We start from the raw sequence: 19,518 nt of genomic DNA on the forward strand, positions 1-19,518 counted from the left end.
AGTTCAGGTGAAGCTCAGCGGCTGGCGCTGCAGCCCGCGCAGGCCGGCCAGCACGACATGGCCGGCGTCGGCCTCGACGAAGGTGGCCGATGGCAGCGGCGGCAGGGCGCTGCGGCGCACGAAGCTGCGCCCGTCGTCGCGGCTGAGCAGCAGGTCGCCGTTCTGGGCCAGCAGCAGCAGCGAGCCGTCCCTGCGCTGCAGGCCGGCGCTGATCGACACGGGCACGGGGTTGTCCACCTGCGTCCAGCTGTCGCCCTGGTCGGCCGAGCGCCAGACGTTGCCGCGCAGCCCGTAGGCCAGCAGCGTGCCGTCGCGCGTGAGCAGCAGGCCGAAGAAGCTGCCCTTGTAGGGCGAGGCCAGCGCCTCGAAGTGGGCGCCGCCGTCCAGCGAGCGCAGCAGCAGGCCTTGCTCGCCGGCGATGAACACGCGCGGGCCGTCGCTGCGCACCGCGTACAGGTGCAGGCGGCGCCGGTTGGGCAGGCGCGTGTGCAGGCTCTGCCAGGCGTCGCCCCGCCGCACGAAGGCCAGGCCGTAGGCGCCGACGGCGTAGACGCTGCCGTCCGGGCTCAGGCCCAGGTCCAGCAGCGGCTTGTCGGGGCCGTCGGCCACGCGGCGCTGGGCGGCCTCGCGCAGGGCCTCGTCGTCGCCGGCGGCGGCCAGCTCCAGCTGGGCCAGCTGCCGGCCATCGAGCAGCAGCTGCCAGCGCTGGCCGCCATCGGTCGTCTGCAGCAGGCTGCCGAAATGGCCGCAGGCCCAGCCCTGCTGGGCGTTGGCAAAGGCCAGCGCCGTGAGGCTGACCTGCGCCGGCACCTCGGCCTGTTGCCACTTCTGGCCGCCGTCATCGCTGTAGACCAGCAGCCCGCGTTCGCCGGCCAGCACCAGGCGCTGGCCGGCCTGCGCGGCGGCCAGCAGCGCGCTGCGCGTGGCCAGCGGCGTGGGGGCCGCCGGCTGGGTCAGCACGGGGGGCAGCGGGGCAGCCGCGCGCGCCGGGCCGGCGAGCAGCCCGAGGGCCGCCGCGCTGCAGAGCGCACGCCGCTTCATCGCGTGCTCTCGTTGGCCAGTTCCTCGGGGCTGAAGAAGGCCCGCTCCAGCTTGGGCAGCACCTTGACCTGGACCGGCAACTCGTTGGTGGCCATGTTCAGGTAGTAGGCGCCGGTCTGCAGGTCGTAGCCGCCCCAGAAGATGTTGCCCAGCACGGCCGGAATGTCCGGCGCGGTCAGCGTGAGCGTGTAGTTGGTGCGCCAGAGTTCGCCCTTGGCGTCCCAGCCGTCGATCAGGATGATCTGCCAGCTGTCTTCGTCGATGTAGTACTTGCGCTTGGCGGCGACGTGGCGCTTGCCGGCGGCCAGCGTGGCCTCCACCACCCACACGCGGTGCAGCTCCCAGCGCACGAGGTCGGGGTTCAGCGAGCCCGGCTTCACCAGGTCGGCCACCTTGGCCAGCGCGGCGCGGTTGTTGTTGTAGGGGATGTACAGCTCCTTCTTGCCGACCAGCTTCAGCTCGTGCTTGTCGATGGGGCCGAACAGGTTGAAGGCCTCGTCGAACAGGCCGATGCCGGAGGTCACCGCGTCGGGCGTGTCATAGCCCACCGAAGGCGCCTTGCGCACGCGGCGCTGGCCCACCAGGTACTGCCACAGGCCGCGCGGCGTGGCGCTGGTCATGCCGTCGTGCGCCAGGATGGCTTCGCCGGCCTTGGAGCCGGGCTCGGTGGCGGCGAACTTGCCCAGCGCGTAGTAGCCGTCGAACTTCTCGGGGCTGACCTCGGGGTCGTAGTAGGGGCGGCGGAAGGTCTGGTTGCCGCCGCTGGCCATCGTGCGCTTGCCGTCGGCCGTCATGACCCAGACGCGCATCGGCGTCTGGGTGTTCACGCCCAGCCAGGCCAGGCGGTGGTTCAGGATGGCCTCGTAGCCGTCCTTGGGGATGGGGAAGGGAATGCCGCCGAACGCGCCCTCCACGCCCAGGCCGTTGTCCACCAGCTTGGCGCGGGTGGCATTCTTGAACGTGTTGTCGTAGACGTACTGCGGCGCGCCAGCGCTGCGGCGGGTGGGGTAGACGTCGATGCGGAAGTCGGCGTTCTTCTTCATCAGCGCCTTCACGCCATCGCTGAGCTTGGCGTCGTGCTGGGCCATGTTCTTGGCGCTGATCTGCAGCACCGGCTTGTCGGCGGGGAAGAGGTCAGGGCGCGGGTCGCCGTTCTTGTAGCCGGCCGGCGCCTTGGTCAGGCCGCCCTCCCAGGGCGGGATGCTGCCGTCCTTGTTGCCGGCGCGCTCGGCGCCCATGGGGGTCAGCGTGGTCTTGAGCTTGGCGGCCTCGTCGGCCGACACGGCGGCGCCGGCGCCCAGCGGCAGCAGGGCAGCGCAGGCCAGCGCGAGAACGTTCAGTCGGAGCAGTGCGTGCTTCATGGTGGGGATTCCTTGTCTGGGGTCAGAAGGTGCGCGACGCGCTGAAGGCGACGTAGGCGCGGTCCTTGAGGGTCTGGCCGAAGGTCAGCTGGCGCGGCGAGCCGCTGCCGGGCACCAGGGTCTCGGTGAAGGTCTTGGCCTTGCCGAAGTAGTCGGTGTAGGTCAGCGAGAAGTTCCAGGCGTTCTGGTGGGTGCCCTTCAGGCCCACGGTCCAGTCGCCGCCGTCCGACACGCCGCCGGCGAAGTTGGCGATGGCCGAGGAGCGCCCGCCGAAGTTCCAGCCCAGGCCGATGGGAATGGACATGTCCAGCCCGGTCAGCACCTGGAAGTAGGCCGGCTCGAACAGCACGCGCATGGCGAACGCGCCCTTGGTGGTGTTCGGGTCCAGGCCGCCGACGCCCAGGTTCTGGCCGTTGGGGCCGGCGAAGATGTCGCGCTTGATCTTCAGGCGGTGGTTGTAGGCAATCTCGCCCAGCAGCGCGCCGCCCTGCCAGAAGTCGTTGGGCTGCAGCACGTAGATGCCGTTGAGCTGCAGGTGGGCCGTGTCGCCGACGGCATAGCAGGGCGTGTTGCTGCCGGTGTCGCAGCTCGGGATGGGGCTGGGGCCGCCGAGCACGGCGGGGTCGCCGTTCAGCGGCGTGTTCTGGCGCACCGAGCCTTCCAGCGCCCAGTTCAGCTGGCCGATGGACGAGGTCACGCTGGCGCCGAAGGTGCGGATGTTGCTGGCATAGGCCATGCGCACATGGCCTTGCGCGAAGTCGAACACCAGCGCGCTGGGCGTCTTGTCGTGGTACTGCGCGGCATAGAAGCCGAACTCGTAGTCGCCGCCGGTCGGGCTCCAGCGCAGCTGGATGCCGCCCTGGCCGCTGTTCTTGGGCTTGTTGTCGCGCGAGGTCAGCGTGGGCAGCTCGATGGGCGAGCCATCGGGCGCCTGGCCGAAGTTGACGCGGCCGCCGCCGACGTAGTCCTGGTTGGAGAAGTAGCTGCCGACGCCGGGCAGCTTGCTCTTGCGCCACTTGAGCTGGTAGTAGGCCCCCAGCTGCAGGCCCTCGGCCAGGCGCAGCGTGGCGGAGACCTGCTCCACCGGCAGCAGCACTTCCTTGAACTGCCAGCCCGGCACGGAGGTGATGCGTGCGATGTCCACCGGGCCCTGCGCATTGGCAATGCCGTTCTGGCCGAAGAACAGGCTCTCGCCCCATTGCAGCGTGTGCTTGCCCACGCGCAGGTTGGCCTTCATGCCGGCCACTTCGCCCTTGAACGACACGAAGGCATCCAGCAGCTCGCCGCCGCGCCCGTGCTGGCGCCGCGTGGCGGGCAGGAACTCGTTGGGCGCCTGGCCGAAGTCGTTGTTGGCGGTGCTGACCACCGGGCCCAGCGGGTTGCCGGCGGCGTAGAGCGCGGTGCCGTTGTAGTCGTTGCGGCCCATGTAGGCGCCGTCGTACCAGCCGGTGCCGCTGATGCGGGCGCCGAAGGTGGGCGTGGAGATGTCCAGCTCGGCCAGCAGGTCGAAGCGGCGGGAGATCAGGCCCTTGCCGAAGTTGTGGTTGCCGTCGTCCTCGTTGACGGTGCCGGGGTCGCGGGCCACGTCCAGGCGGCTCAGCGCTGCGGACGGGTCCTTGACGCGGTAGCCGGCGCTGAACTTGGGCGTGAGGTCCAACCGGACCTTGAGGTCGGGCACGCTGGTTTCGATCTCGAAGGCTTGTGCAGCGGGCAACAGCAGGGCTGCCGCCGCCGCCAACGCGACGCGGTTCTTTCTCATGGTGTCTCCTGGTTTGAGGTGTTATGTGCTCAGAGATAGGTCGCGGCGAAGCCGCCGTCGGCCGCGAGGTTGACGCCGCTGATCCAGCGCGCGTCGTCACTGCACAGGAAGGCGATGGCCGGCGCGATCTCGTCGGCCAGGCCCGGCCGCGGGATGCGGTGGGCGTCGGCGGCCACGCGCTCCTCGCCCAGCTGCGCGACGAACTCGCCCAGGATGGGCGTGAACACGGGGCCGGGGGCGACGCAGTTCATGCGCACGCCGCGCTGCATGAAGAACTCGCTGGAGCGCAGCGTCGACCAGACGATCAACGCCTCCTTGAAGTACTCGTAGCAGCCCTTCTGCGGCACCGGGTTGCGGGCCAGCCAGGCCAGGCCGGCCTCGAAGCCCTGCACGGCGGCGAGCGCCTTGTGCGTGTCGAGCCGGTCACGGTAGAAGTAGCCGAGGATGGACGAGACGTTGACGATGCTGCCGCCACGCGGGATGCGCTCCACCAGCGCCTCGCACAGATGGCGCACGCCGAGGTAGTTGACGCGGCTGACCAGGTCCACGGGCGACGTGCCGGGCACGCCGGCCACGGTGCACAGGCCGTCGATCTGCGCGGGCAGCTGGCGCACGGCCGCGTCGATGGCCGATTGCTGCGACAGGTCGGCCTTGACGAAGCCGTCCAGCGTCAGCAGCGGGTCGTTGCGGTCCATGCCGATGACCTTGGCGCCGTGGGCGCGCAGCAGGCGCGCGGTGTCGGCGCCGATGCCCGAGCTGGCGCCGGTGACGACGATGGTCTTGCCTTGAACTTTCATGGGTATGTCTCCTGTTGTTGTCGTTTGTGCGGGGCGGTTCAGAACGGGTAGGGCGGCGGCGCGGCCTTGACGGTGACCCATTGCCAGGTCGTGAAGGCCTCCCAGTCGGCCGGTCCGCCATGCACATTGCCGTTGCCGGCCACGCCGGGGCCGCCGAAGGGGTTGGTGGCGTCGTCGTTCACCGTCTGGTCGTTGACGTGGACCATGCCGGCCTTCAGCTGCTGCGCCAGCGCCATCGCGCGGTTCATGGACTTGGAGATCACCGCCGCGGCCAGACCGCCGTCGTGCGCATTGGCCAGCGCAGCGGCTTCCTCGTCGGTCTTGAAGGTGACGAGGTTGAGCAGCGGGCCGAACACCTCTTCGTCATGCACGCGCATGCCGGGCTTGATGCCGCTGAGCACGGTGGGCTTGTAGAACAGGCCCTCGTAGGTGCCGCCGGCCAGCAGCTTGGCACCCTTGGCCACGCTGTCCTGCACCAGCGCATGCACGCGGTCACGCTGGCGTGCATCGATCAGCGGGCCCAGGGCCACTTGTCCCGTGGCGCCATCGCCGACCGGCAGGTGCGTGGCCTTGGCCACCAGCCGCTGCGTGAGCGCTTCGGCGATGGACTCATGCACCAGCACGCGGTTGGAGGCCATGCAGATCTGGCCCGAATGCAGCCAGGCGCCCCAGGCCGCGTTGCTGGCGGCGAGGTCCAGGTCGGCGTCGTCCAGGATGACCAGGCAGTTGGTGCCGCCCAGTTCCAGCGAGGCCTTCTTGAGGTGTCGCGCGGCCAGCTCGCCGACGCGCCGGCCCACACCCACCGAGCCGGTGAAGGACACCATGCGCACCTCGGGCGCGGTGATCAGTGCCTCGCCCACCTCGGCGCCGCCGGGCAGCACCGACAGCACGCCGGCCGGCAGGCCAGCGGCCTCGAGCACGCGGGCAATCAGGTAGCCGCCGCTGACCGGCGTGCGCGGGTCGGGCTTGATGAGCACGGCGTTGCCAGCGGCAAGTGCCGGTGCGACGACGCGCAAGGTCAGGATCAACGGGAAGTTGAACGGCGAGATGACGGCCACGACGCCGTGCGGCACGCGCCGCGCCATGCTCAGGCGGCCCGGCACGCTGGGCAGCAGCTGGCCCGCCGGCTGCATCGGCATGGCGGCGGCCACGTGGCAGAAGGTGATGGCCTCGCGCACCTCGTGCTGGCCCTTGGGCAGGATGCCGCCGCCCTCACGGGTGATCCACAGCGCCAGCTCGTCGGCATGCTGCTGCAGCAGGGCGGCGGCCTTGTGGAAGACGGCGGCGCGCTCGCGCGGGGCGGTGGCCGCCCAGGCGGCCTGCGCGGCGGCGGCGGCTCGGGCGGCTTCGGCCACATCGGCCGGCGTGGCCTCGCCCGCCGTGCCCAGGCGCTCGCCGGTGGCGGGCTCGATGATGTCCAGCGTGCGCGCCGCAGCGCGCCATTGGCCGATGAAGAGGCTGTCACGCCAGGGGGCGCCGGCCAGGAACGTGGGGCTCTGCTGCATGGTGTCTCCTTGGGTTCTTGTTTAGATTGCCTATACGATGATTAGCCAGGCAAACAAAAATATGGGCTTAATGTGTGCTTGGATGGGTGGCTTCGGGAATCCGTAGAAACGCTGAGACCGTTCGGCCTGCCGCCCGGCGCACGCTGGGCTCAGCGCAACTGGCATGCCAACCCCGAGGCGGCGCGCGACGCCGCGCGGCTTCTGCCGCTTGCTCTCCCCGGGACGGGAGGCGGCTCACTGGGACTTTCCCGATGCCGGCAACCGGGGCGTTCAGCCCCAGTACTCACGGGGGCAGTGGCTTGCGGACTCGCGCAAATTCGCAAGACTGAAGCAGACTGCGACCCCTGGCTTTGACGAAATCATGAAACCGCACAACGTCCCTCCGAAGATCTCTCTGGCGGAGCTGTCGCGCCAATCGGACGCCATGCTGCGCAAAGGCAACAGCCAGGACTTCAACTGGTCGCTCGACGGCAGTGCGCCCACGCTGGCGCAGCTGACCGAGGCGCTGTTCTTTTCGCCGGGCGACGGCCGGATCTGGCTCAATGACCAGCGCATGCTGCTCGTCCACAGCGCAGCGACGGGACATCTGCGGCGCGAGTTGATCGACACGCTGGGCCTGTCGCGCGCGCGCGGGCTGCTGACGCGGGCGGGCTACGTCAGTGGTTCTCGCGATGCGCAGCTCGTGCGCCAACGCTGGCCGGATGCCGATGCGGCCGCCGTCTTCATGGCGGGCGCCCGACTGCATGCGCTGGAGGGCGTGGTGAAGGTGACGCCGGTGAGCTTCTCGTTCGACATCGACCGCGGCACCTACGACGGCGAGTTCATCTGGGAGCATTCCAGCGAGGACGACGAGCACATCAGCGCCTATGGCATCGGCACCGACCCGGCCTGCTGGTCGCAGGTCGGCTATGCGACGGGCTATGTGACGACGCTGTTCGGCCAGCCGGTGATCTTCCGCGAGGTGGACTGCCGCGCGATGGGGGCCGCCGCATGCCGCGTGATCGGTCGGCATGCCGCGGCCTGGGGCGACATCAGCGAGGACCTGCGCTATCTGGAGGCGCATGACTTCCGCGCCATGGCGCCGGGCGCCGGGCAGCCTGCGCCGCCGACCGATCCCGCCCTGGGCCCGGCGCCTGTCGGCGCGACGGGCGATGGCCGGCACGAGGTGGTCGGCGCGTCGTCGGCCTTCGTCTCGGCCTGCCACCTGCTGGACCGGGTGGCGCGCACGTCGGCCACCGTGCTGTTCTCGGGCGAATCGGGCGTCGGCAAGGAGGCCTTCGCACGGCGCCTGCACCGCATCAGCCCGCGGGCGGACAAGCCTTTCATCGCGCTGAACTGCGCCGCCATGCCGGAGGGCCTGCTGGAGTCCGAGCTGTTCGGCGTGGAGAAGGGCGCCTACACCGGCGCGCATGCCTCGCGCGAGGGACGCTTCGAGCGCGCGCACGGCGGCACGCTGTTCCTCGACGAGGTGGGCACGCTCAGCCCTGTGGCCCAGGCCAAGCTGCTGCGGGTGCTGCAGGAAGGCGAGATCGAGCGGGTGGGCGGTTCACGGCTCATCCAGGTTGACGTGCGCGTGGCGGCCGCCACCAATGTCGACCTGCGGGCCGAGGTGGAGGCCGGGCGATTCCGGGCGGACCTGTTCTATCGCCTCAACGTCTTCCCGTTGCACCTGCCGCCGCTACGCGAGCGGCGCGAGGACATCCCGCTGCTGATGAGCCATTTCCTGCGCCGCGAGTCGCAGCGCCATGGCCGTGCGGTGCGCGGTTTCAGTGCGCGGGCCGTGCGTGCGGCGCTGCATTACGACTGGCCGGGCAACATCCGAGAGCTGCTCAACCTCGTCGAGCGGGCGGTCATCAACGTGGAAGACGGCATGGCCATCGACGTGCACCACATGTTCCGCGGCGAGCCGCTGGCCCGGCAGGCGGTGCTGGCGGTGTCGTCCGCAGGGGAGCTTGCGCAGGAGGCCGAACCGGGCGTGGACAACCTGCTGCAGCACCTGCAGTCCGCACTGGGCGCCGCCGCGCTGGACCTGCCGGCGCTGGAGGCCCGGCTGCTGCAGGAGGCGGTCGATGCCCACAGTGGCAACCTGTCGGCGGCTGCGCGCGCGCTGGGGCTGAGCCGGGCGCAGCTGGCCTACCGGCTGGAGCGGCATGGCTGAAGCCCTTCGCCCAGTCCCGCCCCGCTGAAGGCGGGTGGGGCACATTCCCTGTGGGCCGGCTTGGGGCGGCCTGCATAGTCCGACGCGAGTGGTGTTGAGGGCCGCCATCCCGATTCATGTTTGCGGGCTTGGCTTACTTCAACGATAAGCACCGATGCCCGGCCACCTCGTCCACGGTGCGCTCCTGCAACTTGCCGCCCGAGCCTAGGCCCAGCTTGGTGCCCGTCGCATTGAGCACGCAATCAATCTTCCAGCGCCCGTCTTCCCAGCGGGTAACGTAGCCCAGGAAATCGACCATCTCCGTCTCGCCGTTCTTCCAGTCCTTGCGGTAGAACAGCCGCCCGGCACCGCCCGCGCCGTCGGCCTGGAGAAGGCGATAGCCATCCAGCGGCGTCGAGTACTTCGCCCCGCGTTTCAGCATGGTGGGCAGGTCCTTGTCTGACATCCCCCGCTGGCGCAGGTTCGCCAACATCTCGTCCACAGCTCCTTTGGCCCGGGACTGCTTGTACAGGGCTACATCTCCGGTCTTCTCGGACGCCAGATGCGCCACATATGCGGCTTCGGCTTGCGCTACGAAGGAATTGCTCTTCAGCGTTGTGCTCTGGGCCGCAGGTGTCTGCGCTGCGGCGCTGGCGGTCAACATTGATGCGGCTAAGGCCAATGCAGCGCAGCCTTTTAGGTCATTCATATTTGTTGTCCTCCCTTGAATAGCCGAAAGAGTACCGAAACTTCCGAGTCGCTCTGTGTATTCGCTCGCGCTGGCATTCCCGTCAGGGATCGGAGTCTTCGGCACTGAGCTGACGCCCACACGCCTTACCCGGTACAGCGAGGGTGCTATGAGCTGGAAAGGCGAAGTAGAAATCTTCGGTGACCGCTCGCGCTGCAACGCCGACTCACCGCTCGTTCACCTGCTGGCTGCCGCAGGTGCTAGCGGTGACTGGATTGCGTGCTCATCGCTCTGGCCTGCATGTTGACGACCGCTGGAGTACGCAGCGGCCCGGCGCTCGGCCCTCACTTCACTCACTTCCTGCCCTGCGAGGACGCTTCAGCCGTGGAACTCGAAGCTGGCGTCGCGGTGCTCGATCAGCCAGCTGCCATCGGGTTGGCGGCGCAGGCGGTCGGCGAACTTGCCCAGCAGCGGTGCGCCCCGGCGTTGCCGGCCTTGCGGCCCGGCGGGGTCGCCGGCATCGCCCACCCAGAGCAGCACGCGGCTGAGCGCGCAGGCCGTGTCGGCCGACTGCATCTCCACCAGCGTGGAGACGACGAGATGCCGTGTCAGCCGCTCGGCCGGGCGGTTGCGGTAGGCGGCCTCGATGGCCTCACGCCCCCGGGCCGGTTCGCCGGAAGGGCGGTGCAGTTCTCCGTCGGGCGTGAACAGCGCGGCCAGGCCCGCAGGATCGGTTGTGTCGATGCAGTGCGCGCTGCGCAGCACGGTGCGCCGGCAGCCGGCCTCGGCGCTGAGCAGCGTGAGCTCGTCGATCAGCATGGCTCGGTCAGCCAGTCGGCCAGCGCGGCCGTGACGGCTTCGGGTTGCTCCAGCGTGCTCATGTGGCCGCAGTCGGGCACCAGCACCAGCCTTGCGTCCGGGATCAGGCGGGCCATGGCCGCATGGCGGTCGGGCGGGCTCCATTGGTCGTCCTGACCGCACAGCACGAGGCTGGGGCAGGCGACGCGGGCCAGCACGTCGGCGGCGTCGGGACGCTCCAGCAGGGCTTGCACCTGGGCGGCGAACTGCTCGGGCGTGTGGCGCTGGACCATGGCCTGCATCTGGCCGTACACGGCGCTGCCATGGGCCTCGGGCCTGACCATGCCGGGCAACCAGCGCCGGGCCAGCTCGGCCATGCCCGATTCGCGCGCCGCGGCCAGCAAGGACAGGCGCTGGTGGCGCTCGGCCTCGCCCGCTTCGCCGCCCGGGCGCGGCTGCCAGCCGGTGTCCAGCAAGGCCAGGCGCTCGACGCGCTCGGGCGCCTGGCGCATGACCTCCAGCGCGATGCGCCCGCCCATGGAGTGACCGGCCAGCGCGAACCGTTCGGCCGGCGCCTGGCGCAGCAGCTCGGTGGCCAGCGCCGGCAGGCTGTCATGCCCGTCGTTGGGCGCGACCCAGCAGCGGGCGCGGTCGGCCAGGCCGGCGATCTGCGGCTGCCAGACGCTGTCGTCGCACAGCAGCCCCGGCACCAGCACCAGCAGCGGCGCCGCCATCAGCAGCACTCCGCGCCGGCCGGTGGCTGCAGGCGCTGGTAGCGGCCCCACACGGGATGCTCGTCCAGGCGCAGCAGGCGCACGGCGTTGTCCTTCAGCAGCAGTGGCATCACCTCGGGGCGCAGGCCGGCCGTGGCGGCGTCGGCCATCCAGCGCTCGGGCGTGAGTGCGGGGAAGTCGGAGCCGAACAGCATCTTCTTCTTCAGCAGCCCGTTGGCGTACTTGATGAGGATCTCGGGGAAGTATTTGGGCGACCAGCCGGACAGGTCGATCCAGACATTGGGCTTGTGCGTGGCCACGGCCAGCGCGTTCTCCTGCCAGGGGAAGGACGGGTGGGCGATGACGATGGGCATGTCGGGGAAGTCCACCGCCACGTCGTCCAGGAACATCGGGTCGGAGTACTTCAGCCGCACGCCGCCGCCGCCGCGCATGCCGGCGCCGATGCCCGTCTGGCCGCTGTGGAAGATGGCCGGCAGCGCGGCCTCGGCGATGGCCTCGTAGACCTCGTAGCAGGCGCGGTCGTTCGGGTAGAAGGCCTGGGCCGAGGGATGGAACTTGAAGCCGCGCACGCCGAAGTCGTCCACCAGCCGGCGCACCTCGCGCGCGCCCATCTTGCCGCGCAGCGGGTCGACGCTGGCGAACGGGATGAGGGCGTCCGGGTGTTGCGCGGCCTCTTCGGCCACCTCCTCGTTGCTGATGCGCACCTGGCCCATGCCGCGCTCGGTGTCGACCGAGAAGATGACCGACAGCATGCGGCGCTCGCGGTAGTAGGCGGCCGTCTCGGCGATGGTCAGCCGGGGCATGGCCTCCTTGAAGTAGCTGGCCATGGCCTGGTCGAAGGCGTCGGCAACAGGGTCGAAGGCATTGCGTGTGGAGACGGTCGCATGCGTGTGGATGTCGATGGCGACCAGGTCCTGCAGGGCTTGCTCGCTCATCGCTGGCCCTCGTTGGCCAGCAGCACGTCGGCGGGTGGCGGTTCGGCGTACAGGCGCTCCACCAGCGCGACGCGCGCGCGCAGCACGGCGCGCTGGTTGAGCGAGCCCTTGTCCGTCACCTCGCCCTGCGCGGCGCTGGGCGCGGCCGGCACGAGCAGCGCGCGGGTGATGCGGTTGGAGCTGCCGGTGCCGGTGGCCGCCAGCGCGTCCAGCCAGCGCTGCGCCCAGGCGCGCACGGCCGGGTCGGCGGCCCAGGCGGCCGGGTCGTGCGGCGTGCCGGGCGCCGCCAGCTCGGCCGCGGCCGGTGCGAAGAACACCAGCAGGCCCAGCGCATCGCGGCCGTCGCCGGTGACGACGACGTCGTGCATATAGGGCAGGGCGTCGGCCATGGCGCGGGCGCGCAGCTGACCGACGTTGGCCCAGGTGCCGGTGATGAGCTTGAAGTCCTCGGCGATGCGGCCGTCAAAGCGCAGGCCGCGCGCGGGCTGGGCCGGGTCTATCCACTGCGCGGCGTCGCCGCTGCAGAAGAAGCCGTCGTCATCGAAGGCGGCCGCCGTCAGCTCGGGCTGGCCCCAGTAGCCGGGCGTGATGCTGGGGCCGCGGTAGCGCAGCTCCAGCTTGTCGCCCACGGGCGCGAGCTTGAGGTCCAGCCCCGGCGCGGGCAGGCCGACGATGCCCTGCCGCCAGCCGGGCAGGTGGTGGGACACCGCGAACGGGCCGCTCTCGGTCATGCCCAGGCCCATGGTCATGGGGATGCGCTGGCCCAGCGCCTCGGTGGCCAGCCGGTCCACCAGCTCGATGACCGACTGCGGCATGGCCGCGCCCGCCGCGAAGATGAGCTTGAGCCTGGCCAGCACGCGGTCGCGCAGTGCCGGGTCTTGCGCCATGTGGTGGGCCAGCATCTCCAGCCCCTTGGGCACCGTGTAGATGGCCGTGGGTGAGACGTCCATCAGGTTCAGCACCGTCTCGGCCATGCCGTCCTCGGTGGGCTTGCCCTCGTCGATGTAGAGGCTGCCACCGTTGCGCAGCACCAGGCCGAAGTTGGCATTGCCGCCGGCCGTGTGGTGCCAGGGCAGCCAGTCCACCAGCACCGGCGGTTCCTCCTCCAGGAAGGGGTAGCACTGGGCATACATCTGCTGGTTGGCGCAGAGCATGCGGTGGGTGTTGATGACGGCCTTGGGCGCCTGCGTGGAGCCCGAGGTGAACAGCAGCTTGGCGACCGTGTCGGCGCTCACGCGCTCGTGGGCCGCGTCCACGGCGGGCGTGGCCACGGTGCGCAGCAGGTCGAGCATGCGCAGCGCGCCCGGCCGGTGGCCGTGGGTCAGCAGCACCGGCGTGCCCGGCCTACCCTGAGTTAAGGCCTTGTCCAGCGCCGGGCCGAAGGCGTCGCCATCGGCGGCGAACACCAGCCCCGGCTGCAGCAGCGCCACCGCCTGCGCGACCTTGGCAGCCTGCGGGTCCAGCCGCGAGTAGGCCGGCGAGATGGGCGCGACCGGCACGCCCACATGCATGGCCGCCAGCGTCAGCAGCGCATGCTCGATGTCGTTGCCCGACAGCAGCATCAGGGGCCGTTCGGCCGACAGGCCGAGGTCCAGCAAGGCCTGGCCCAGTGCCTTCACCTGGGCAGCGGCCTCGGCATAGCTGAGGTGGCGCCAGGGGCGGCCGGGTGTGCCCAGCGGGCCGCGCTCGCGCTGGGCGAGGAAGCTGCGGTCCGGTGCGGTGGCGGCCCAGTGCAACAGGTGCTCGGTGAAGCGGCGCGGATAGGCCGCGATCGGCTGGTGGGCGCGGATCAGCCAGCCGCCGTCGGGCTGCGGCGTGATCTCGGCGCCATAGGGCCCGAAGGCCACGGGACGGTAGGGGGCGGCGGCGCTCATGGCGGGGCTCAGCTGCGCTCGACCTTGGCGGCGCGCTTGGCGAGGAAGTCCGCCATGCGGGCCTTGGCCTCGGGGGCGGACTGCGTGATGGCGCCCACCAGCGACTCGGTCATCAGGCCGTGCGACATCGGCTGTTCGGCAATCAGCGGCAGGGCATGCATGATGGCGAAGTTGGACATGGGCGCATTGCTGGCGATGCGCTGGGCCAGCTCCAGCGCCTTGGCGGCGCCTTCGCCGTCGGGCACGCAGTGGTGCACCAGGCCCACCTGCATGGCCAGGTCGGCGTTGTAGGTGCGGCCGGTGAGCATCATCTCCGTGACGCGCGAAAAGCCGATCAGCTTGCTGATGCGCACCGAGCCGCCGCCGCCCAGGAAGATGCCGCGTTGGCCTTCGGGCAGGCCGAAGTAGGCGCTGTGCTCGGCCACGCGCACATGGGCGCAGGCCGCCAGCTCCAGCCCGCCGCCCACCACCGCGCCGTGCAGCAGCGCCACCACCGGCCGCCGGCCGAACTGCAGGCGGTCGAACACCTCGTACCAGGCGCGGGAATGGAACACGCCCTCGGCGGCCGACATCTCGCCCAGCTCGCTCAGGTCCAGACCGGCGCTGAAGTGATCGCCATTTGCTGCGAGCACGATGACGCGCGCGGACTCGGGCAGCGCGGCCAGGTGCCTGTCCAGCGTGCGGATCATCTCCAGGCTCAGCGCATTGCGCTTGGCCGGCCGGTTGAGGGTGAGCGTGGCAACTGCGCCTTCGACAGTGCACGTGACCAGGTCCGATGGGGTCATGGGGTTCGCCTGATTGGTTTTGTTGAGTTATTGTTAGTCTAGCTAATGATGATGTTGGCGTACAACCCTGGTGATTGCCCTAGTAGGGCCTGGCCGAGGCCCGTGGAGACGGCTTCCCCGGCCCCGGCCAATCCGTGAAAAACCCCCGGCGCGACGCGCCAGGTCTGAGTGGCCGATGTTGCGCCGTGGTGGATCATGCGTATGATGCACATCATGCGAAAGTCAGCAATCAACGCGAGAGCAGCGGCGAAGGACGCCACCCACGAGCGCATCGTGGCGGTGGCCGCGCGGGCCATCCGCCGCAGCGGCTACGACGGCACGGGCGTCGCAGACATCATGAAGGAGGCCGGGCTGACGCATGGTGCCTTCTATGCCCACTTCGAGTCGCGCGAGGCCATGCTGGCCGAGGCTGCGGCAAAGGCCTGCGCCGAGTCGGCGGGCGTCGCGGCCGACGTGGTGGCCGGCGTGCCACCCGGGTCGGCCTTGGCAGCCATGCTGGCCGTCTACCTGTCCGAGCAACACGCGGCTGGCATCGATGTGGGCTGCCCGCTGGCGGCGCTCGGATCGGAGACGGCTCGTCAGGCACCGGAAGTTCGCCGCGTGGCGACACGGCACATCAAGGAGATGGTGGACCTGCTCGCCCGCCAGTCCGCCGACTGGGGTTCGCCGGCCGCCCATGAGCGTGCGCTGGTGACCGTTGCCACCATGGTTGGCGCGCTGATGTTGTCGCGCGCCGTGGATGAGCCGGCCCTGGCTGACGGGCTGCGCGCCGCAGCGCTCAAGCATCTGACACCGGACGGCCATTGATTGCCTGATGGCGGGCCTTGCCATCTTTTTTGGACTCAACACATGACGAGCATCATGCGAAACATCTTCAAAGCGGTCTCGCTGATCGCACTGTCTGCGGCACTCGCGCCCTTGCATGCCTGGGCCGGCGACGCCTCGCCGGTTGGCTTGTGGAAGAACGTCGACGACGTCAGCGGCAAGCCACGGGCGCTGATCCGGGTGACCGAAGCGAATGGAAAGCTGCAGGGGCGGATCGAGAAGGTCTTTCCCGCCGCCGGCGAAGAACCAAACCCGAAGTGCGTCAAGTGCGAGGGCGCGCTGAAGAACGCGCCGGTGCTGGGCCTTGTCATCCTGAGCGGCCTGACCAAGGATGGCGACGACTACGTCGGCGGGCAGATCCTGGACCCCGACAACGGCAAGGTCTACCGCAGCCAGCTGCGCCTCATTCAAAACGGCCAGCAGCTCAGCGTGCGTGGCTATATCGGCGTGCCCATGTTGGGCCGCTCACAGACCTGGTTGCGCCAGGAGTAAGGAAGCGTCATGAAAGCATTTCTCCTGGAACGCTACGGCAAGCAGCGCCCGCTGCGGGCGGCGGAAACACCGGTGCCGGAGCTGCGGGACGATGAAGTCCTGGTCGAGGTGCATGCCGCCAGCGTGAACCTGCTGGACGCCAAGATCAGGGACGGCGAGTTCAAGCTCATCCTGCCCTACCGCCTGCCCACGGCCCTGGGCCACGACGTCGCAGGCGTCGTCGTGAAGACGGGGCCGCGTGCCCGGCAGTTCAAGGCGGGCGACGAGGTCTATGCGCGGGTGGACGACTTCCGCATTGGCACGTTCGCCGAGTTCGTCCCCGTCAAGGAGGCCTCGCTGGCGCCCAAGCCCCGGAACCTCACGATGGAGGAGGCCGCCTCCATCCCGCTGGTGGGCCTGACGGCCTGGCAGGCGCTGTTCGGCAAGGCCGGGCTGAAGCGGGGGCAGAAGGTCTTCATCCAGGCCGGCTCCGGGGGTGTCGGCACCTTTGCGATCCAGCTGGCCAAGCACCTGGGCGCCACGGTGGCCACGACCACCAGCGCGGGCAACACCGCGCTCGTCAAGGGCCTCGGCGCGGACATCGCCGTCGACTACAAGACGCAGGACTTCGAGCAGGTCTTGCGAGACTTCGACGTCGTCCTCAACAGCCAGGATGGCAAGACGCTGGAGAAGTCGCTCAACGTGCTCAAACGCGGCGGCAAGCTGATCTCCATCTCCGGGCCGCCTGACCCGGACTTCGGCGCGGAGATTGCGGCGCCCGGCTTCGTGCGGCTGGTCATGCGGCTGCTGAGCTGGGGCATCCGGCGCCGGTCACAGCGCCGAGAGGTTCGCTATGCCTTCCTCTTCATGAAGGCGAGCGGCCCCCAGTTGCGGGAAATCACCAAGCTCATCGAGGCGGGCGCCATCCGCCCCGTCATCGATCGGGTGTTCCCCTTCGATGCGACCAACGAGGCGCTGGCCTACGTCGAGTCGGGCCGTGCCAAGGGCAAGGTCGTCATCAAGATCAAGTGAGCCCAAGCGGCTCCTCTCTTTCTCAAGGAAAACCATGCTCTTCGAACCCCTGGCCAGCAGTGCCCTCCAACTGCGCAACCGTGCCGTCATGGCGCCCATGACGCGCAACCGCGCCGTCGATGCGAACACCCCCAACGCGCTGATGGCCGAGTACTACGGCCAGCGCGCCTCGGCAGGCCTGATCATCACGGAGGGCACATCGCCATCGCCCGATGGCCTGGGCTACGCGCGCATTCCGGGGCTCTTCAACAGCGCGCAGGCGCGGGGTTGGAAGGCCGTGACCGATGCGGTCCATGCCCAAGGCGGCAAGATCTTCGTGCAGCTGATGCACACCGGCCGCGTGAGCCATGTGGCCAACCTGCCGGCCGGTGCCGAGGTGCTGGGGCCCATGGCCAGTGCCTGCCCCGGCGACATCTACACCGACTCGCAAGGCATGCAGGCGCACAGCACGCCGCGGCCGATGACGGCCACCGACATCGCCTACGTCGTCGAGGAGTATGCGAACTCCGCGCTGCTGGCCATCGAGGCGGGGTTCGATGGCGTCGAGCTGCACGCGGCCAACGGCTACCTGATCGAGCAGTTCCTGAACGCCAACGTGAACCAGCGGACCGATGCATTCGGCGGCAGCATCGAGGGCCGCAACCGCTTTGCGCTGGAGGTTGCCCGCGCCACCGTGGCCGCCATCGGCGGGGATCGCGTCGGCATCCGGCTCTCGCCCTACGGCGTGTTCAACAGCACCGGCGCCTTCGCTGAAGTCGACACCCAATACCTGGCGCTGACGGAGGAGCTGTCCAAGCTCGGACTGGCCTATCTGCACCTGCTGGACCATTCGGCCATGGGCGCACCACCCGTGCCTGCGGAGCTGAAGGCCAGGCTGAGGAAGGCCTTCGAGGGCAACTTCATCCTGGCCGGCGGCTTTGATCGCGACAGCGCAGAGCGCGCGCTGCATGCAGGCCAGGCTGACCTGATCGCCTTTGCCCGCCCCTTCCTGGCCAACCCGGACCTGGTCACGCGCCTGCAGGCGAACGCGGCGCTCAACGCGGTGGACGCGGCGACGTTCTACACCCCGGGCCCGAAGGGGTACACCGACTATCCCGCGCTCGCGGCCTGAGCGGCTCCAGCCGTGAACACGTCGCCCGCCTCGCCGGTCACCTGGAAGAACGTGCCGACCCGGACAGTGTCCGCCGGTGGGGTGCAGTTCGCCTATCGGGAACTCGGCACCGAGAACCGCGGCACGCCGTTGGTGTGCCTCATCCACCTGGCCGCCGTGCTGGACAACTGGGACCCGCGCGTCATCGACGGGCTGGCGGCCAGGCATCGCGTGATCGCCTTCGACAACCGCGGCGTCGGCGCATCGAGCGGCGTGCCGGCGGCGTCGATGGAGGAGATGGCCCATGACGCCATCAGCTTCATCCAGGCCATGGGCCTGAAGCAGGTCGACCTGTTCGGCTTCTCGATGGGCGGCATGGTCGCCCAGGAGATCGTGCAGATGGCGCCCCAGTTGGTGCGCAAGATGATCATCACCGGGACCGGCCCGGCGGGCGGCGAAGGCATCAGCCAGGTGGCCCGCGTGACCTACCTGGACATGCTGCGTGGCTGGCTGACCTTCCAGGACCCGAAGCAGTTCCTGTTCTTCACGCGGACGCCGGCCGGTATCCGTGCGGGCAAGGAATTCCTGCTGCGCCTGAAGGAACGCACCGAAGGCCGTGACAAGGCCATCACCGTGGCCGCGCTGCAGGCCCAGCTCAAGGCGCTGCGCCTGTGGGGCAACAAGGCGCCTACCGACCTGTCAAAGATCCACCACCCGGTCCTGGTCGCGAATGGCGACAACGACCGCATGGTGCCGAGCCAGAACACGCACGACCTGGCGCAGCGTTTGCCGAACAGCGAGCTGGTCATCTATCCGGACTCCGGGCACGGCGCGGTGTTCCAGTTCCACGCCGACTTCGTGGCCAGGGCGCTCGTGTTCCTGGCACGCTGACGGCTGCGCCGCGGACGTGCATCCAGGGCTCAATTGAAACCGGGTGAAGTCCACGTCGTAGTTGATGGCTGCAAAAGGCGGGGAGCGGGTATTCGGCGAGGCGGGCTGACTGTTTCAGATCGGCCACGAGCGGCCCCTCGCGAACGACCGCATTGGCATCGCGGGAGTGAAGGATGGGCGCTTGCTCTGGACGGGCAAGCCGGGGCCACTTCTCTACTCGACCTGCGCAGTCCCGCGCATCAGTTGCTGGTGCAGGCGGGTGGCTGGTTCCGCGGCGCTGGGGCTCGGCTTGCACGCGTCTGGCGTGGCTGTGCGTTCAGGTCAGAGGCCCAGCGCCGTGAGCCCTGGATGGTCGTCCGGGCGCCGGCCGAGCGGCCAATGGAACTTGCGGTCTTCGGCCTTGATCGGCTGGTCGTTGATGCTCGCGTGGCGATGCGTCATCAATCCCTGTTCGTCGAACGCCCAGTTCTCGTTGCCGTGGCTGCGGAACCAGTTGCCGGCGTCGTCGTGCCACTCGTACACAAACCGCACCGCGATGCGATTGCCGTCGAAGGCCCAGAGCTCCTTGATCAAGCGGTAGTCCAGCTCCCGCGCCCACTTGCGCTCCAGCAGGGCTTGCGCCTGGGCGCGGCCACGAGGGAACTCCGCCCGGTTGCGCCAGACCGTGTCTGGGCTGTAGGCCAGCACGATGCGTGCGGGATCGCGGCTGTTCCAACCGTCTTCGGCCAGGCGAATCTTCTGAATGGCGGTTTCACGGGTGAACGGCGGCAGCGGGGGGCGGGTGTCCATGGCAGT

18 protein-coding genes are annotated in these 19,518 nt (G+C 69.6%); 6 read left to right on the plus strand and 12 right to left on the minus strand.

Going from position 1 to position 19,518, the window contains the following annotated elements:
• Window positions 1–3: 3 nt before the first annotated feature.
• From ACG00Y_RS06510 to ACG00Y_RS06530, 5 genes are read right to left on the minus strand one after another with little or no spacing between them, the layout of a single operon-like run.
• Window positions 4–1,041: a WD40/YVTN/BNR-like repeat-containing protein gene (locus ACG00Y_RS06510; RefSeq protein WP_394477095.1), complete on the minus strand. Its 1,038-nt coding sequence runs from the start codon at window positions 1,039–1,041 to the stop codon at window positions 4–6.
• Window positions 1,038–2,402, minus strand: coding sequence for a DUF1329 domain-containing protein (locus tag ACG00Y_RS06515; RefSeq protein WP_394477097.1), 1,365 nt, complete (start codon window positions 2,400–2,402; stop codon window positions 1,038–1,040). Before ACG00Y_RS06515 ends, ACG00Y_RS06510 begins: the two co-directional genes overlap by 4 nt.
• Window positions 2,403–2,424: 22 nt before the next feature.
• On the minus strand, window positions 2,425–4,161 hold the full coding sequence (locus ACG00Y_RS06520) for a DUF1302 domain-containing protein (RefSeq protein WP_394477099.1): 1,737 nt from the start codon (window positions 4,159–4,161) through the stop codon (window positions 2,425–2,427).
• A 29-nt stretch (window positions 4,162–4,190) separates the two neighbouring features.
• Complete coding sequence (locus tag ACG00Y_RS06525; RefSeq protein ID WP_394477101.1) at window positions 4,191–4,958, minus strand: coniferyl-alcohol dehydrogenase; 768 nt, start codon at window positions 4,956–4,958, stop codon at window positions 4,191–4,193.
• Between the two features lie 38 nt (window positions 4,959–4,996).
• Window positions 4,997–6,463, minus strand: a complete 1,467-nt coding sequence (locus ACG00Y_RS06530) for a benzaldehyde dehydrogenase (RefSeq protein WP_394477103.1) — start codon at window positions 6,461–6,463, stop codon at window positions 4,997–4,999.
• A gap of 361 nt (window positions 6,464–6,824) precedes the next feature.
• On the opposite strand from ACG00Y_RS06530, the gene ACG00Y_RS06535 reads away from it, so the two are divergent.
• Window positions 6,825–8,621 carry a sigma 54-interacting transcriptional regulator gene (locus ACG00Y_RS06535; RefSeq protein ID WP_394477105.1) on the plus strand — a complete coding sequence of 599 codons (1,797 nt, stop codon included), beginning with the start codon at window positions 6,825–6,827 and terminating at the stop codon, window positions 8,619–8,621.
• A 133-nt stretch (window positions 8,622–8,754) separates the two neighbouring features.
• Here the strand turns inward: ACG00Y_RS06535 and ACG00Y_RS06540 are convergent, their stop codons facing one another.
• The 6 genes from ACG00Y_RS06540 to ACG00Y_RS06565 form a co-directional block, all read right to left on the minus strand.
• Window positions 8,755–9,309 carry a hypothetical protein gene (locus tag ACG00Y_RS06540; protein ID WP_394477107.1) on the minus strand — a complete coding sequence of 185 codons (555 nt, stop codon included), beginning with the start codon at window positions 9,307–9,309 and terminating at the stop codon, window positions 8,755–8,757.
• 357 nt (window positions 9,310–9,666) lie between these two features.
• Window positions 9,667–10,107, minus strand: coding sequence for a nuclear transport factor 2 family protein (locus tag ACG00Y_RS06545; protein WP_394477109.1), 441 nt, complete (start codon window positions 10,105–10,107; stop codon window positions 9,667–9,669).
• Window positions 10,101–10,820 carry an alpha/beta fold hydrolase gene (locus tag ACG00Y_RS06550; protein WP_394477111.1) on the minus strand — a complete coding sequence of 240 codons (720 nt, stop codon included), beginning with the start codon at window positions 10,818–10,820 and terminating at the stop codon, window positions 10,101–10,103. The genes ACG00Y_RS06545 and ACG00Y_RS06550 overlap by 7 nt, the downstream gene beginning before the upstream one ends.
• A complete protein-coding gene (locus ACG00Y_RS06555) occupies window positions 10,820–11,755 on the minus strand; it encodes an amidohydrolase family protein (protein ID WP_394477114.1) in 936 nt (311 codons plus the stop codon). The genes ACG00Y_RS06550 and ACG00Y_RS06555 overlap by 1 nt, the downstream gene beginning before the upstream one ends.
• Window positions 11,752–13,629 (minus strand): feruloyl-CoA synthase, encoded by a 1,878-nt coding sequence (locus tag ACG00Y_RS06560; RefSeq protein ID WP_394477116.1) that lies wholly within the window; start codon window positions 13,627–13,629, stop codon window positions 11,752–11,754. Before ACG00Y_RS06560 ends, ACG00Y_RS06555 begins: the two co-directional genes overlap by 4 nt.
• 8 nt (window positions 13,630–13,637) lie before the next feature.
• Window positions 13,638–14,414: a crotonase/enoyl-CoA hydratase family protein gene (locus ACG00Y_RS06565; protein ID WP_394477118.1), complete on the minus strand. Its 777-nt coding sequence runs from the start codon at window positions 14,412–14,414 to the stop codon at window positions 13,638–13,640.
• Between the two features lie 201 nt (window positions 14,415–14,615).
• On the opposite strand from ACG00Y_RS06565, the gene ACG00Y_RS06570 reads away from it, so the two are divergent.
• Genes ACG00Y_RS06570 through ACG00Y_RS06590 form a run of 5 tightly spaced genes read left to right on the plus strand, consistent with a single transcriptional unit; the run spans window position 14,616 to window position 18,723 of the window.
• On the plus strand, window positions 14,616–15,221 hold the full coding sequence (locus tag ACG00Y_RS06570) for a TetR/AcrR family transcriptional regulator (RefSeq protein ID WP_394477120.1): 606 nt from the start codon (window positions 14,616–14,618) through the stop codon (window positions 15,219–15,221).
• Window positions 15,222–15,275: 54 nt separating this feature from the next.
• Window positions 15,276–15,731, plus strand: a complete 456-nt coding sequence (locus ACG00Y_RS06575; RefSeq protein WP_394477122.1) for a DUF2147 domain-containing protein — start codon at window positions 15,276–15,278, stop codon at window positions 15,729–15,731.
• A 9-nt stretch (window positions 15,732–15,740) separates the two neighbouring features.
• Window positions 15,741–16,742 carry an NADP-dependent oxidoreductase gene (locus ACG00Y_RS06580; RefSeq protein ID WP_394477124.1) on the plus strand — a complete coding sequence of 334 codons (1,002 nt, stop codon included), beginning with the start codon at window positions 15,741–15,743 and terminating at the stop codon, window positions 16,740–16,742.
• A 34-nt stretch (window positions 16,743–16,776) separates the two neighbouring features.
• Complete coding sequence (locus ACG00Y_RS06585) at window positions 16,777–17,853, plus strand: alkene reductase (RefSeq protein ID WP_394477126.1); 1,077 nt, start codon at window positions 16,777–16,779, stop codon at window positions 17,851–17,853.
• Window positions 17,854–17,865: 12 nt separating this feature from the next.
• Complete coding sequence (locus ACG00Y_RS06590; protein ID WP_394477128.1) at window positions 17,866–18,723, plus strand: alpha/beta fold hydrolase; 858 nt, start codon at window positions 17,866–17,868, stop codon at window positions 18,721–18,723.
• A 321-nt stretch (window positions 18,724–19,044) separates the two neighbouring features.
• Here ACG00Y_RS06590 and ACG00Y_RS06595 read toward each other — a convergent pair whose 3' ends face one another.
• Entirely contained in the window at window positions 19,045–19,512 is a 468-nt protein-coding gene (locus tag ACG00Y_RS06595) for a nuclear transport factor 2 family protein (RefSeq protein ID WP_394477130.1), read from the minus strand.
• Between the last annotated feature and the right edge of the window lie 6 nt (window positions 19,513–19,518).

Source organism: Pelomonas parva, from assembly GCF_043555835.1.
GTDB classification, from domain to species: Bacteria; Pseudomonadota; Gammaproteobacteria; order Burkholderiales; family Burkholderiaceae_C; genus Pelomonas; species Pelomonas parva.